We start from the raw sequence: 16,036 nt of genomic DNA, 5'->3' as shown, positions 1-16,036 counted from the left end.
ATAGAATGGAGATGTTTATCATATGGTAAGTCGTTCACTATCAAAAGCAATTATTGTTTTTATAGTAACAATTGTAAGTACGCTAGGATTAACAATGGGAAAGGTAGACGCAAAGTCCATGCAAGATAAGGCTACTTGGTTATGGGATACGACAAAGATTGTCGAAGATGAATCAGGGGTACTCTCATTTTTAGAAGACAAACAAGTAAAGAAATTATATTTACAAATTAATAGTGATATAGCAAGTAATGATTACAAAAGTTTTATCGATAAAGCTACGTCAAAAGGTATAAAAGTATATGCGTTGGATGGTTCTGCAAGCTGGGTATCAGCTGAAGGTTATAACATGCAGGATCAGCTGTTTGATTGGTTACATACATATAATGAAAATGCAGCTGCAACAGAGCGATTTTCTGGAGTTCATCTCGATGTAGAGCCTTACTTAAATAGTGGCTGGAGTTCGAACCAAGTAAAAACGATTGAATCCTATCAAGAGCTCCTTACTAGAGCGAAAGGGGATACTGATCGATTACAATTGCCTTTGGAAGTAGATATGCCATTTTGGTTTGACGAAGTTTCATATAATAACCAATTTGGTCAAGGATTATTAGCTGACTGGGTTATTGACCAAGTAGAAAGTGTTTCAATAATGGCTTATCGAGATGCTGCAAAAGACATTATTAAAATTGTTGAACATGAAATAGACTATGCAAAAAAAGTAAATAAATCAATTGTAATTGGTGTAGAAACAGGAGCCTCTGATGAAGGAGATAATATTACCTTCTATGATGATGGAGAGGCCTATATGAATAAACAGTTAGCACAAGTTCATAAACAGTATGCCAATAAAACAAGCTATAATGGTTTTGCCATTCATCATGTTGATAGTTGGATGAATATGAAGCCGTAAAAAAATCCTCTCCAGCAATAAGTTGGAGAGGATTTTCTTTGTATTATGAAAGTCGACCGCTATAGTCTTCAAATTTAAATTCACGAATGACTTTAATGCCTTCTTCATCGTTATAAGAAACGATGGATGGAAGGTTTACACCATTAAACATATGATTTTTCACCATTGAGTAATGGGCCATATCTGTAAATACTAGACGATCGCCTGGTTGTAAAGGTTGTTCAAATGAATAATCACCAATTACATCACCGGCAAGACAAGTAAGCCCGCCTAGACGATATGTGTGAGCTAGCTCATTTGGTTGACCTGAACCGATAATCATTGGGCGGTATGGCATTTCTAGAACGTCTGGCATATGGCAAGTTGCCGATGTATCTAAAATTGCTAGGTCCATACCGTTTTTCTGGACATCAAGAACAGTTGCTACTAAATAACCTGTATTAAGTGCAACAGCTTCACCTGGCTCTAAATATACGAGAAGGTTATACTTGTCTTGAATGTAATTAATGATATTCACAAGCTTTTCTACATCATAATCCTCACGAGTAATATGGTGACCTCCACCAAAGTTTAACCATTTCATTTGATGTAAAACATCACCAAATTTTTCTTCGACAACTTGTATAATACGCTCTAACGTATCTGAGTTTTGCTCACACATAGCATGGAAGTGTAAGCCATCAATACCGTCAAGCTGTGACTTGTCGAAGTTGGCTAAAGTTGTGCCAAGACGAGAATTCGTGTAGCAAGGGTCGTAAAGTGCTGTTTCAATTTCAGAGTATTCAGGATTGATACGAATACCACATTCAATTGTTTTACCAGCAGATTTTACTTTGTCCTTATACTGGTTCCATTGGTTAAATGAATTAAACACAATATGATCAACATAGCCAAGTAGCTCGTCCATTTCATGCTCCACGTAAGCTGGTGCATAGACATGAACTTCTTTTCCCATTTTTTCATAGCCGAGTTGAGCTTCAAATAATGAGCTAGATGTAATCCCTGCTAAAAATTCACCCACTAATGGGAACGTTGAATGCATAGAAAACCCTTTTAAGGCAAGTAAAATACGGCAGCCTGTGCGATCTTGAATCGATTTTAAAAGTTCTAGATTTTTTGTTAATAATCGTTCATCCACTACGTAAGAAGGGGACGGAACTTTTGAGAAATCAATTGGCTTCATCGACTGAATTCCTTTGCATCTAATTCTAGGTCAAGTAATTCTGGGTTATGGCTTTCTTGCCATGGTAGACCCCATTTATTTAGTGCATCCATGAATGGATCTGGATTAAAATCTTCGACATTCCAAACGCCTGGTTTACGCCATTGACCGTTCATCACAAGCATTGCACCAATCATTGCTGGTACACCAGTTGTGTAGGAAATTGCCTGTGAGCCAACCTCGTTATAACATTCTTCGTGGTCACATACATTGTACACATAATAAGTTTTTTCCTTACCATCTTTTAGACCGCGAATAATACAACCGATGTTAGTTTTTCCTTTTGTACGTGGTCCAAGTGATGCTGGATCAGGCAGTACAGCTTTAAGGAAGTGAATTGGTTGAATCATTTGTCCTTCAAATTCGATAGGCTCGATAGAAGTCATACCAACATTCTCTAATACTTTTAAGTGTGTTAAGTATTTTTCAGAGAATGTCATCCAGAAACGGATTTGCTTTAAACCTTTAATGTTTTTAGCAAGTGATTCTAGTTCTTCATGGTATAAAAGGTAAATATCTTTTGGTCCGATTTCTGGTAAGTTATAAACCTCTTTTTTCTCAAGTGGTGCAGTTTCAACCCACTTGCCTTCTTTCCAGTAGCGACCATTCGCTGTAATTTCACGAATGTTGATTTCTGGGTTGAAGTTTGTTGCGAAATGGTAGCCGTGATCACCAGCATTTGCATCCACAATATCAATGTAGTGGATTTCATCAAATTCATGTTTTTGTGCATGAGCTGTGAAAACGCCCGTTACACCTGGGTCAAAACCGCTACCAAGTAAAGCAGTTAAGCCAGCTTTTTCGAACTTCTCTTTATAAGCCCATTGCCATTTATATTCAAATTTTGCCGTTTCAGGTGGCTCGTAGTTTGCAGTATCCACATAGTGTACACCCGTCGCTAAGCAAGCATCCATAATCGTTAAGTCTTGATAAGGTAGTGCCACATTAATAACAACTTCTGGTCCAAAGGCTTTAATAAGCTCAATAACCTCTTCAGTATTGTCTGCGTCTACCTGTGCAGTATGAATCTTTGTTTTTCCGCCGTCTAGTTTTTCTTTTAGAGCGTCACATTTTGAAACAGTTCTACTTGCGATACAAATCTCCTCAAATACGTCCGAATTTTGAACACACTTGTGTACCACAACACTGGCTACTCCGCCAGCTCCGATGATCAATGCTTTACCCAATTGTCTACCCCCAAATTCAAATAAGTTTTGTCAAACAAGCTGATTATACAGAAAATTGAATTACTACTCAATCATTCTTTTTAAATTTTCTACAAAATTTTTTATTTTTCAACAACAATTAGTCGTATTCAGAGGGGAATGCCACGAAAAAAGAGGCTTTTCATGAAAAAAAATCCCTTACCTACTGATGTAGAGAAGGGGAAATTAACTTTTTTTGTGCAATGAGTGTGGTAATTTTAAGTCACCCGAGTTATTTAGAAAAACGATTAGAGATTTGTTGTTTTTCATCCCCCCATAAATAAAAAAAGATTAGTAGTGATGTGCTTAAGAACCCCACCACAAGGGCATATGTGCTGAGGGCCACATCCACTTGACTTTGCATAGCATAAATGAAAATAGCTCCTAGTGTTAATAAATTTCCAATAATAAGCGATACAAAATGAAATCGTTTATTCATAGTAGCCCTCCTATATATCAAAAATGAAAATACACTTCAATTATCTCATAATTCAGAACTTTATCCAACCTTTTTTCATTTTGAGGCTTATCACTATAACGTAGGGTTGATTTCCGTTCCGGCTGGGCGCTTTGTTGCTGACGCTGCGCTTTCGCACAGGTAAAACATTTGTAGCTGACGCTTTGCTTTCGCTACAGAAAAACATTTGTTGCTGCCGCTCCGCTTTCGCACAGATAAAACATTTGCCGCTGACGCTTCGCTTTCGCGCAGAGCAGAGCTTCCTGGGGGCGTCCGATGAGTCGCTTCACTCGCGGAGCTCGCTCCAGGGTCTCGGGCCAACAGGATGTTGGTCACGAAGGCGTTATCACAGGACGTGATGCTTTTAGCCTTCGTTCCTCTACATCGCTGATCCCCGAGGAGTCGCCCAGTCTCCACTCCAATCAACTTATTTACATAGCATACGTTTAAAAAATGTCATCCTTTTGGTGATAAATCATTGTGATTATCGAAATTTAATAAAAGTAATTTAGTATAGTTCTTTGCTATAGAGGTAGTGCTGAAAAATTAAGAGAATTATAGAAAAATTATTGCTATTTAGTTTGTTTTAGATTTAAAGATGGTAAAATACCTATAAGACTTTTCTTTTGGTGAAGGTGAGGATTTATATAGTGATCAAACAGTTTGATGAGCAAGTCCAACAGATAAATGAATTATTTTTAAATGGTCATGTGAAAGAAAGCTATCAATTAGCCAAAGTACTTTTAGCTAATACTGCGTTTACAGAGCATGAATCATGTCCAACCATTCAACAGCACGTCGCAATGTTGGAAGCGAACGGTTATGCAAATATGCCTATTCCTACTGCTGAAAAAATGAAGCAAAGTGTTGAACGAACAGATGGGTCCTATCCAGAGCGAGATGTCCTCGCTGCATATATAGGAAGTGAGGATGAAAAGCAATTTGGTCATGTAGTAGATGAATTATTAGCTGGATCGGTCGAGGCACAAGCGAATGCATATTATACGATGGCTGAATATTTTGCACTTGCGAAGGAGCATGACAAAGCACTTGTGCAATATGCGGAAGCGATAAAACTACAACCAAATAAAGCTCTTTACTGGGGAGCCTTCGCGCAGTTTTTGAGCCGCAATGAAGGCAGTCCGTACTTGGCACTACGTCTTATTGAAGAAGCAATTCAGCTAGATAGTATGAACCCTCGTTGGTACTATATTCAAGGGAATATTTTTTTACAGCTTGTCGCAGCTACAAAAAATTTAAGCTATTTACCTGCTCTAGAAGAAGCTTGGGAAAAGGCTAAGAAACGTTGCTCTAATAAACAGGTTTCATTAAAAGTGGACATTGCGAAATCAAATGACGTGCTGTCGAAATGGAAAAAGCAAATGCTATAAGAGGAATGAGAAGCTGCCCAAAAAGTTGTAATTAGATAATAAACAAGGTAGGGATTGATAATGAAACCTTTGCCTTGTTTATTATTATTGTGTCGAATTAAGTCTAAATGTCTTCGGATGAAAGTTTAGTTCTTTGCTCAACAGAGATCTTAATAGCACTCGGTTTTTATCGATCCAATATCTTATTTTTATGCACGAAAGCTTTCTGAATATTTTAATGCAAGCTGCGTTCGGGAAGTTACTTGGAATTTTCGATACAAATTTTGCAGATGCTTTTTTACTGTATTTTCACTAACATATAAATTACTGGCTATTTCTGCATTTTTAAATCCTTTACATAAATATATTAACAGCTCTTTTTCGCGTTGAGTAATTCGCAATGATTCGCCTGGCTGAACATATTGATGCAAAAAATAAACATTTTCAATCATCCTTTTTATATACAATAGCTTTTGACTATCCTGCTCTGTAAATGGTATTTCTCCTTCTTTTCGCAAAAAGCCAATAGCCGCTGTTGGCTTTTGCTGATTGTACAGATACATAACCATTTCATCTATAAAATCATTTTTTTGTAAAAAGCGCTCAACATAATACTGCTTTTTCTTCATCGATATAACTTCATTTCGTTGCATTAGTTGAATTTCGGGTTGGTTTCGCATATTTACTGGGTGTAAAGGATCGTAATATTTAAATTCATGTAGATAATTTTGTATCGTATAAGTCTCTAAGTTGAAATAGACAGGCTGTTCATTTAACTCCCCATCTGCCACTTCCCAAAATACCGTATGCTCATATTGAAAACATTCACTCAATACTTGCAACATATTCAATTTAAAGTCTTCGCTTGTTTGTTGCATATTCATATTTGAAATCTTAAACGTCGCTTCTAATAAATACTCCACCTCTTTTTGTTCATACAAAACGATTCCTCCTTTTCTCTATTAGATTCATATATTCTCGTTCAAAACAAATTATCCTTTTGGGTAATATCAATTTTTTTCTTTTCAATTTAAGATGAATTTGTAAGTCAAAACTTTCACGAGGTGATCTGATGAATTTGCAGGAATACGCATCATATGATGGTCTTGGATTAGCGGAGTTAGTAAAAACAAAGCAAGTGACACCACAAGAACTTACAAAATTAGCGCTACAAGGTATAGAAAAAGTGAACCCTTCGATTAATGCCGTTGCCAGCGTGTTAGAGGAACAGGCTGAAAAAGCGATTTCAACTTTAAATGATAATCAACCATTTGCAGGTGTCCCATTTTTAATTAAAGAAGTTGTACTCCATGCCGAAGGAGTGCCACATAGTATGGGCAGTCGTGTTGCAGAAAATGCAGTAATGTCTGTCGATAGCGAATTAATGAAACGTTTTAAAAACGCTGGTTTTGTGTTAAGCGGTACAACCACAACACCTGAGTTCGGCTATAATGCCGCAACGGAAGCTGTCATTTATGGTCCAACACGTAACCCATGGAATCTAGACCATAGCCCTGGTGGTTCAAGTGGAGGTGCAGCTGCTTCCGTCGCAAGTGGCATCGTCCCAATCGCCCATGGTAATGATGGAGGTGGCTCCATTCGTATTCCTGCTTCATGCAGCGGTATCGTTGGCTTAAAGCCTTCACGTGGTCGCGTGCCAATGGGGCCTTATAATAGTGAGGCATTAAATGGACTAGCCATTGAATTTGCACAGACAAAAACCATTCGTGATACCGCTACATTACTGGACCAAGTAGCTGGGCCGGACTTAGGATGCTATTCGATTATTCAAAGCCCAGAAATGCCTTACAGTCAAGCAATTCAGCGAAAAGTACGTCCATTAAAGATCGCCTGGACTACAGAAACAAATTCTGGTGCATTCGTTGATCCGGAATGTATCGAGGCCGTACATAAGGCCGTAAAATTATTAGAAGAGTTGGGGCATGAAGTAGTCGAAGCTCGACCAGTTTACGACGAAGCACCATTTTCACGTGCAACGCTAAATATATGGACAGCAAATATTTATAAAATGATTGTGGGGGCAGCAGAATTAACAGGTAAAACACCTTCACGTGATAATATTGAAGCAGCCATTTGGCAATGCTATGAATATGGCAAAAACTTAAAAGCTAGCGCACTATTAGAAGCCATTAATACGAATGCACTTGTATCACGTCAAGTAGCGACATTCTTTGAAGATTATGATGTGCTTTTAAGCCCAACACTCGGCACATTACCAGCGAAAATTGGCGAGCTTAATGCGGATAATCCAAATATCTCGGCGATTGAATGGACAGAGCAAATTTTCACATACGCGCCGTTTACGAATTTGTTTAATGCGACAGGTCAACCATCGTTATCATTGCCGCTTGCGATGAGTAAGTCTGGCTTACCAATCGGGCTACAATTTACAGGACGCTTCGCAGATGAGTTAACCCTTCTACAGCTTGGAAAACAATTAGAAGAATCTGCACCATGGAAAGATCGTAAACCAGCCGTACATGTAGGTGCAGAAGTGGTTGCAGAAATTTCTACAATATAAAAAAAGTAGGTGCAAGATTTTTTCTTGTACCTACTTTTTGCTAGTTTACGAATATATACGACATTCTAATAAGATGTTGTTATAAAAACGTCTATTACTTACGATACGGTTCTTCGTGCTATGTTTATATAAAGTGATTACAACAATGGTAAACGATTTTGAATTTTCTAAACATGGGTGTGTTATAATTAATGTACTATATTTGAAGGGATGATGAATGGACGATGAACAAATAATTCTATTTTTACACGTAAAATGTATATGCATTTTCAAATAAAAAATAGGATTAGTCTGTCCATTTATTATACTTTTATAAAGCTTACCTCTTTGGAGGCTTATTTTTGTACACAATAAATTTATTTACTAATCCTTCTGAAGCTATTTTCAGAGGGATTTTTTATTTGTTTTTGCGTTTACATTCAAATTCAAAGGAATGGGATGATACGATGCATAGTAAAAGACAAATCTTCGAAGATATAACTCAAATAATGAAAAAAGATTATGCGGGCTTTTTAGATAAAAAGCATATTAACTGTCCTGAAAATTATCTCATTACAAATGATATGACGGATAAAGATTTTGTTGAAACAATAAAGTCGTATTTACTCGATTTTAAAGATGGACATTTATCATTTAAAGCGAAAAAGACAGTAATCCGGAATAGAGGATTTAAAGTACGACGCTATCAAAATGCTTTATATGTTACAGAGGTGACATATGAAACTCGATTACAAATAGGTGATGAAATACTCGAGATGGACGGCTTAACGATTGAAAAATTTGAAAGTCTCTATTCGAAAATTTTAGAGGATCCTGTACCAGAAAGACAATATTGGAATGTAGGATTACGACAAACAAAAAGAGTATTAGTAAATCGAAATGATGATAAATTTATTTTACCATTAGCCACATATGAACGGTCTCCGTATGAACCGAGTTATGTCTTTAAAAAGTTGGATAACAAAACGATGTATCTAAAAATAACGGATTTTTCCCAGGCTGAACCTATTCTGAACTTGTTGAACAATCATAAAAACGATTTAGATCATTCACATAATTTAATTATTGATGTACGAGTGAACTATGGTGGGAACGACCTTTTTTATTTTCCAATCCTAAATTACGTATTTGATAGAGAAATAATATTTAGAAGTCTATTTCATGAAGATGAATTGATGTATACAAACTACACGGACCGAAATTGTCTTCTATGGATAAAAGAGTTGAAAGAATATTTAACACAAGAACTAGATGATGAAATGCAAAAATGGATTCAAGAAGAAATAACAACGTTTGAAACAAATTATGCGAAAGGGCTGATGGTCGTTCCAGAAGAATTGGATTATACAATTCAAGGTCAGATAAACCCTAAAAATGTTTATGTTCTTACGGATGTAACCTGTGGAAGTTCGGGTGATACATTTGTCCAGAATGTTAAGAAGTCAGCAAAAGTTACCGTAGTTGGACGCCCTACGATGGGAATTATGGACTTCTTTAATGTCGTAACCGTAGATTATGATGATTACGAATTTGTTTATAGCATTTCTAAAATGCATGAAAAATATCATTACAATGATTCAGGCGTAAAGCCACACATCTATATACCTTGGACACCGCAACATTTACAAGAAGATATAGATCTAAATTATGTTTTACGTTTATGTCATCAAAATCAAGAAAAATCACTTTAAGGAGATTACAATATGTGTTACACAATCAAAAGAATTTACCCAACTGAATTAAAGGAAGTTGCACATTTTATTGCACAGCTAAATACCGAAGAACAACATAACATTGGATATTGTGGTCAAAATGAACAAGAACTATTGCGTACATTACAGGAAGATTTTATCGATGGTGAATTTACATCAATTGTTGCTGCTTTCGATAATGAAAATATACAAGCACTTATTGGATTAGATATAGACGACGATTCAACTGAAGTGTGGGGACCATTCTCCATAAATGGAAATGTAACGATCCAAGAGAAATTACTTTGCACATTGCAGCAGACGTATCCACTCATTTCGACCTTTTATTTCTTCATTAACGAGCTGAATACTCGACAATTAGCATTTCTGGAGCAAATAAACGCCAATAAAACAGGTGAGCATTTATTACTTGAAGTTACGAAAGATTCTTTTGAAACTGTAGTGGCTATAACTAGTCGTTATTATAAAGCATCCGATTATGAGCAATTTAAAAAGATTCATTCAAATGCATTTCCAAAAACGTATTACGATGCAGATACAATTTTAAATAGAGTTCAATTAAATAAAGACAATGTTTTAAGAATTATGGAAATGGATGGGGTCGTTCAAGGATATGCTTATTTTGAGATGGACTTAACAGCAAAAGAAGCCCATTTAGAATATATAGCTATCAATCCTGAATACAGAGGGAAGGGAATAGGCACCATATTACTGAAAGAGGTTTTATCAGAAATGTTTCGATTTGATGAAATCACTCAAATCACACTAAATGTAAATAATAAAAATGATCAGGCAAATCACGTTTATTATAAAGCTGGATTTAAAAAGAAGGCGACCTTATGTAGTTATTGTTTAAATAAAGTAAATTTTAAAGTCTAAGTCGAAATTAATATTAGCCGGTCTTACATTTAAAAAGATTTTAGTATATTAATACACGCCTTCAAGCAAGAAATGTTCTTTTAAACTAAAACCGTGCCAGCCCTCATCAGGACTGGCATTTTACTTTTTCTTCTGAAAGAACCTATAGTACTTACGAAACGGTTCTTCGTGATATGCCAAAGTGAGGTTTTATTAACATTACATTTCTTATGAAGAACAGTTACAATTAAACAAAATATTATACAAAAGGTAGGATTTAATGAAATTAGAAGTAGGCTATTTACCTGAAAAATATTATAATAAACCGCCATCTTACGGCGGCAATCCATTTCATGTTTCTAAAAATATCAAATATGCATTAAATATTGGGCCAATGTACTTTCCTGAATTACCCAATGAACAACTTGTACAATTTACAGAAAGTCTATCAAATTATCCTATCTATTATTTGATAGAAATGTATCACGATGTAGATATCTATGATGAGCTACAGCAGGAACTTTTAGAAAAACAAATTATATTTGAAAAAATACACCCATCCCAAACAAGCGATTTCTTTATTGTAACAATAAACAATCGTGAAGAATTGACATACTTTATCCCAAATATGATTTGGCAACATAATCATATCATGAGTACATTTTGGTCAAACAATAAACAAGCTTTCAAATTTGAAGAAAAAACGTGGGAATATGACGAAATTAGAGATACAGTCTGCCTACAATTTGATCAACCGACTACTGTCTTCTGGTTAGGTCATGATTTTTTAGGGACAGATTTGTATTCAAATGAGGGAAGATTTTCGAGCTTTGAGCAAGTGTTAAAACTTCTCCCTAACTTTGTTACATTAGAAATAGTTGAATTTGGTTGACTCCTTTGGGTAAAGTCCGATATTATTTTTGAATAGCTCTTTTTAGAGGTGTTTATAATAAATTATGATTTATAAGGAGAGAAAGATGTTAAAAAGATTAAATTTTGTTTTAATAGCTTTCATTACAACAACTCTTTTGTTTACATCTCATAATACTGCTAGTGCTAACGACACTATTAAAGTATTTGTAAACACTAAAGAAGTAGTATTGGATCAAAAACCTATAATAAAAAATGGTCGAACTCTTGTGCCACTTCGATTTGTATCTGAAAATTTAGGTAATGTTACGAAATGGGATTCGAAAAAGAAAGTAGTCACTATTGTTTACTCTATCGAAAACACTAACTACACGGTTACCTTACCAATTGGCCAAAAAACGGCTACTAAAACTTCCAGTTCTTATTTGAATAACCACGGTCCAGAAGATGTAGAACATATTCAATCAGATGTACCTAGTCAGATTATTAATGGAAGAACTGTAGTCCCTTTAAGATTTATAGGAGAATTGCTTGGTATAGATGTCCGTTGGGATTATCAAAACACAGATATATATATTTCTAGTTTAGGTGTGAACTTAATCCCATCTGATTTTGAAAAGGCTGTTTATGATAAAGAATTGCGTAAGGTGAGAGATTTTGGTAAGCCTACAGTCAATTATGAAAAATTTCTAGCTCTTGATGCTGATCATTTTAATTCAATCGATCTTGATTATCTTTTTGCTAAAAAGCCGAGCGTTGACTTATTTGGGGCTCCAGAAGCTTTCCGTGATGGCGTCAATCAAATTATAATATCAGGTCCCATTAAAACAAATTATCTAAATATGATGATATATAAAGGAAAGGATTTACCCATTTTAAGCTACCCAGATGTTACAGCCGAGAGTACTGCTACAATTAAAGAAGGTATGACCTATGATGAAGTAGTCAAAATATTGGGTGGTCCTGGAGTATTATCAGGTAAAGGTACTCTTCGAGAGGAATACAAATGGGTATCGTCCTCAGAAAAGGGTGAAGCATATATCACATTTGTTAAAAGGGACAATTCTCTTTATGTCACGCCATCTCCATATAGATCGTATTCTTGGGAAAAAATTTATTGAGTTTGACAGTTAATTGAGCTTCCTCTAAAACAAAAAGGAGTCGACCCTTATCATCTGTGGTCGACTCTCCCTTTATTACGCAAACTGGCAAAGGTCTATCTGTCTAGCTATTTTATTTTCAAATTTTATATATTTCCAGTCAACTTGTAATCATTTATTGGTCCTTCATCGATTATAACTTCTTCCATATTTGAACCGTACTTCGCCCATTCCCATATTCTTTTGATGATATCAACAGCACTTTTGCTTCCAAAAATTACCGAAGAAACATCTTTATATTAAGGCTGTTAGTGAAAAAGAAAAATATTCACTTGGAATCTTTTAAGTAGACAAAAAAGCTCTAATAAGAAAAAAATGAATAGCAATCGGAATAGGTTTCCCAAAAATATCATACAAATAATTTAATAAAATGATAGCAAGAGGATGAATAAATATTAGTATAATGTTACATTTCTGTATTTTTATGCTATAATACAACTATAAACGGACGTATGAAACTTATCTGATTGCATGAAAGAAGTGTTTATTTGAGTTTATATGTAGCGTATGTACTGGTAGGGCTTGCGATTGCCATGCCTGTTGGGGCCATTACAGTAGAAATGACAAAGCAAGGGCTAAAAAATGGGTTTATGCATGGATGGGCTGTCGGACTTGGTGGTATGACAATTGATATTGTATTGGTTTTTGCATTGTATATGGGACTAGCGTCCATTTTAGCAATGCCTATCATTCAAATCCCTATGTGGATTATAGGGGCTGGCTTTTTATTCCTTTTAGGACTAGATTCTATTAAAAATGCTGATCATGATATTACGCTTGCAGGAGAGAAAGTGACAAAATCATTTTTTACTTCTTATCGTAATGGTTTACTAGTTGCAATTTCGCCTGGAAATCTAGTATTTTGGGTAAATGTTTTCGGTGTTGTGCTAGCTAAATCATATGGGCAAGGGGAGTCAGCGAATTTTTTAGTGATTGCTGCAGGGGTTCTGAGTGGCATATTGTTACATGATATAAGCTTGATGGCCATTATTTCGGTTACCCGTAAAGCGATGAGTCGTAAGGTCATTAAGTCGCTTACAATGGTAGCGGGCGTATTACTAATTGGATTTGCCGGATATTTTATCTATGAATTTATACAAGCTATTAAGAGCTATATATGAAAAAAGTGCGATCGCATTGTTATCTTAGGGTGACAACCTTCGAACGTATGTAAATAAATAGATCAAACATATTTTATATATATAATATGTTTGGTCTATTTTTTATGATTCTGTTCGTAACGATTGTTGTTTTATCTTGTCTTACTCAACTAACGGAGCAGGATAGTTGAAGAAAAGAATTGTTAGAATTTGTTATAAATACAAAGATATATAGGGGGTATAAATTTGGATTTAAAGTCATTGGCATCAGAAATTTCAAAAATTTATATGCAAAATTCTAAGGTTGAGGCTGTACTGCTTGGGGGGTCTATTTCTCGTAATTGGCACGATGAATATTCTGATATAGAGTTATTTATATTTTGGAAAGATAGTCCAACGGAAGAGGATAGACAAGCTTCTATTAATACAGTTAATGGAAGTATTATTGATTTTCATCCTTATGAGGAAGAGGAATGGTCTGAAACATATATAACTCAAGGGGTTAAATTAGAAATAAGTAACTTTTTAACATCTGCTATCCAAAAAATTATTAATGACGTAACTTTGGCTTTTGATACTAATTTAGATAAACAATGTCTTGTAGCTTCAATTTACGATGGTATATCGCTTGGTGGCGAGAAAGTTATTAGTCAACTAAAGGAAAAAGTAGTGGTTTATCCACGAGAATTGAGTGAGGCAATGATAAGAAATCATTTCAATTTGGGTAACCGGTGGAATAATCGTGAGGCTCTGCTTGCACGCGAAGATTGGCTAATGCTCTATAAGGTAATTGTTTCAGTACAGACAAATATAATGGGAATTCTTTTTGGAATAAATCGATTATATGTTCATCATCCAGCTTTCAAATGGCAAAAACATTCTCTAGAGAATATGAAAATTGCGCCCAAAAATTTATCGAACCGTCTTACGTCTATTTTATTGGGACAACCTAAAAATAGTGTAAGAGAATTAGAAGTAATTACACAGGAAATTTATCAATTAATACAAAGTGAGTACCCAACTATAGATTTATCTAATGTTATTGATAAATCACTATTCTTAAGGCCAAAAAATAACTGAATAGAAAGGTCTTTGTTCAACTAACAGAGTGCTTTACTTCAAAAAGAAGTAGAGCCTTTTTCTACTTAAACTAACGGCGCAGTTGATACATCAATGTTTATAGAGGAAGGTTAGTTCAACAATGTATTTAACTTGTGTTCAACAATCGGGCCATTTAATTGAATAAGTGAATATCTGCATCTGTTATAAAGATGCATTTTTTTTAAAAAATGTTGTAACGAAATCAATAATTTTGTGATACATAGGTGAATGGCCGGACGGAAAAGGGAGGGTGGCAGTGGATAAGGACAATATATACCAAGATTATGGGGATTTTATTTTTAAATACTTGTTAACTTTGACAAACAACCTTGATTTAGCAGAGGAGCTAACTCAAGAAACATTTTATCAAGCGATTAAATCCATTAATAACTTTCACGATAATGGTAAAGCCAAGTTTTCCACGTGGCTCTGTGCAATTGCTAAAAACGTATGGCTGCAAGAATTAAACCATACAAATAAAAAACAACAATTGAAGGACTCACTAAAAAGTGAAAGCACAACATTTTACGACTTGGAAGATGAGTATATAAAAAACGAGGATAAAGTTATGTTTTTTAAAAAGGCTCATCAACTCAGTGAGGATAAACGAGAAATACTTTATTTAAGATTGTTGGGTGACTTATCGTTCAAAGAAATTGGTTCAATTTTTGAAAGGACAGAAAACTGGGCAAGAGTGACTTTTTATAGAGCAAAACTTGAAATCAGAAAGGGTGAGTAGGGTTATGAAACATAATGTATTTAAGGATTTGGCTCCTGCTTATATTGATAATTTAACAAGTGAAGAAACAAACGAACAGATAGAAAAACATATGGATCAATGTGAAGAATGCCGAAATTATTTAAACAAAATGAAGGGAGATTTATTTTCAGATGATGAAAATGAGAGAAGAAAAGATAAAAGGAACATTGATTATTTCAAAAAGGTACGCTCCAAAAATAGAAAAAAGATCTTAGTTATCGTATCATCACTACTAGCAATGTTTCTTGTTTTGATAACTGCTTATTACTTTGTGTTTGAAAATATGTGGCAAGCAAGTTCCAGTAATGTTGAAACAAACGTTCAGAGTCAGGGCACGATGGCTAAGCTCTTATTCAAAGCAAAAAAGGACAATCATTATATAATTTTAACAAATGCACTAACAGATGAGGGGTATGCACATACTATATTTGTGTATGAAAAAAGGAACGATTTCTCTACCCCAGCAAAACTCCTAAAAGATGGGGGTGGCATTTATTTCACATTTGCAGATGAAAACACACTATTACTGTACAATGGGAAGAAGAAGAAACTAACGGATGAAGATAAGGTAACTATACAATATAAAGATAAAACCGATGTAATACCTATAAAAGATTTATATGATAAAGGGAACGATGCTGAATGATTTAAAAATGAGATAGAAGTTATACCGCAAAACCAGCTAATAGTTGTCAATAATTTTCATTAAAAATAATAAAAATATCATGTTATACTAAATTTGTGTATACCAAATAACCGTCCAAATACT

15 protein-coding genes are annotated in these 16,036 nt (G+C 34.9%); 11 read left to right on the top strand and 4 right to left on the bottom strand.

Features of this window, described 5'->3' with window-relative positions; genetic code table 11:
* The first annotated feature begins 22 nt into the window (after window positions 1-22).
* Window positions 23-910 carry an amidase gene (locus ACQKMI_RS00075; protein ID WP_427486614.1) on the top strand — a complete coding sequence of 296 codons (888 nt, stop codon included), beginning with the start codon at window positions 23-25 and terminating at the stop codon, window positions 908-910.
* A 43-nt stretch (window positions 911-953) separates the two neighbouring features.
* Here ACQKMI_RS00075 and nspC read toward each other — a convergent pair whose 3' ends face one another.
* The 3 genes from nspC to ACQKMI_RS00060 all read right to left on the bottom strand — a co-directional run bounded on the left by nspC (window position 954) and on the right by ACQKMI_RS00060 (window position 3,776).
* Window positions 954-2,093, bottom strand: coding sequence for a carboxynorspermidine decarboxylase (gene nspC, locus ACQKMI_RS00070; protein ID WP_427486613.1), 1,140 nt, complete (start codon window positions 2,091-2,093; stop codon window positions 954-956).
* Entirely contained in the window at window positions 2,090-3,319 is a 1,230-nt protein-coding gene (locus ACQKMI_RS00065) for a saccharopine dehydrogenase family protein (RefSeq protein WP_427486612.1), read from the bottom strand. The genes nspC and ACQKMI_RS00065 overlap by 4 nt, the downstream gene beginning before the upstream one ends.
* A gap of 250 nt (window positions 3,320-3,569) precedes the next feature.
* Window positions 3,570-3,776: a hypothetical protein gene (locus tag ACQKMI_RS00060; RefSeq protein WP_427486611.1), complete on the bottom strand. Its 207-nt coding sequence runs from the start codon at window positions 3,774-3,776 to the stop codon at window positions 3,570-3,572.
* 668 nt (window positions 3,777-4,444) lie between these two features.
* Here ACQKMI_RS00060 and ACQKMI_RS00055 point away from each other — a divergent pair.
* Window positions 4,445-5,185: a tetratricopeptide repeat protein gene (locus ACQKMI_RS00055; protein WP_427486610.1), complete on the top strand. Its 741-nt coding sequence runs from the start codon at window positions 4,445-4,447 to the stop codon at window positions 5,183-5,185.
* A gap of 188 nt (window positions 5,186-5,373) precedes the next feature.
* Here the strand turns inward: ACQKMI_RS00055 and ACQKMI_RS00050 are convergent, their stop codons facing one another.
* Complete coding sequence (locus ACQKMI_RS00050) at window positions 5,374-6,105, bottom strand: response regulator transcription factor (protein ID WP_427486609.1); 732 nt, start codon at window positions 6,103-6,105, stop codon at window positions 5,374-5,376.
* A 131-nt stretch (window positions 6,106-6,236) separates the two neighbouring features.
* Here ACQKMI_RS00050 and ACQKMI_RS00045 point away from each other — a divergent pair, with 131 nt between their 5' ends.
* The 9 genes from ACQKMI_RS00045 (at window position 6,237) to ACQKMI_RS00005 (ending at window position 15,913) form a co-directional block, all read left to right on the top strand.
* The gene (locus ACQKMI_RS00045; RefSeq protein WP_427486608.1) at window positions 6,237-7,706 is read left to right on the top strand and encodes an amidase; all 1,470 of its coding nucleotides are present in this window, start codon (window positions 6,237-6,239) and stop codon (window positions 7,704-7,706) included.
* 341 nt (window positions 7,707-8,047) lie between these two features.
* Complete coding sequence (locus ACQKMI_RS00040; protein ID WP_427486607.1) at window positions 8,048-9,397, top strand: S41 family peptidase; 1,350 nt, start codon at window positions 8,048-8,050, stop codon at window positions 9,395-9,397.
* Between the two features lie 12 nt (window positions 9,398-9,409).
* Window positions 9,410-10,297: a GNAT family N-acetyltransferase gene (locus ACQKMI_RS00035; RefSeq protein ID WP_427486606.1), complete on the top strand. Its 888-nt coding sequence runs from the start codon at window positions 9,410-9,412 to the stop codon at window positions 10,295-10,297.
* A 259-nt stretch (window positions 10,298-10,556) separates the two neighbouring features.
* Window positions 10,557-11,168, top strand: coding sequence for a hypothetical protein (locus ACQKMI_RS00030; RefSeq protein ID WP_427486605.1), 612 nt, complete (start codon window positions 10,557-10,559; stop codon window positions 11,166-11,168).
* 85 nt (window positions 11,169-11,253) lie between these two features.
* On the top strand, window positions 11,254-12,267 hold the full coding sequence (locus ACQKMI_RS00025; RefSeq protein WP_427486604.1) for a copper amine oxidase N-terminal domain-containing protein: 1,014 nt from the start codon (window positions 11,254-11,256) through the stop codon (window positions 12,265-12,267).
* A 527-nt stretch (window positions 12,268-12,794) separates the two neighbouring features.
* Window positions 12,795-13,427, top strand: a complete 633-nt coding sequence (locus tag ACQKMI_RS00020) for a LysE family transporter (protein ID WP_323646978.1) — start codon at window positions 12,795-12,797, stop codon at window positions 13,425-13,427.
* A gap of 225 nt (window positions 13,428-13,652) precedes the next feature.
* The gene (locus ACQKMI_RS00015) at window positions 13,653-14,486 is read left to right on the top strand and encodes a DUF4037 domain-containing protein (protein ID WP_427486602.1); all 834 of its coding nucleotides are present in this window, start codon (window positions 13,653-13,655) and stop codon (window positions 14,484-14,486) included.
* Between the two features lie 277 nt (window positions 14,487-14,763).
* Complete coding sequence (locus tag ACQKMI_RS00010) at window positions 14,764-15,246, top strand: RNA polymerase sigma factor (protein ID WP_427486601.1); 483 nt, start codon at window positions 14,764-14,766, stop codon at window positions 15,244-15,246.
* Window positions 15,247-15,250: 4 nt separating this feature from the next.
* Entirely contained in the window at window positions 15,251-15,913 is a 663-nt protein-coding gene (locus tag ACQKMI_RS00005) for a zf-HC2 domain-containing protein (RefSeq protein WP_427486599.1), read from the top strand.
* Window positions 15,914-16,036 lie beyond the last annotated feature (123 nt).

The organism is Lysinibacillus sp. NPDC097214 (assembly GCF_050277945.1).
In the GTDB taxonomy this organism is placed as follows: Bacteria; Bacillota; Bacilli; order Bacillales_A; family Planococcaceae; genus Lysinibacillus; species Lysinibacillus xylanilyticus_B.
The sequence above is the reverse complement of the archived record's forward strand: the minus strand, read 5'-3'. Positions and strand labels throughout refer to the sequence as shown.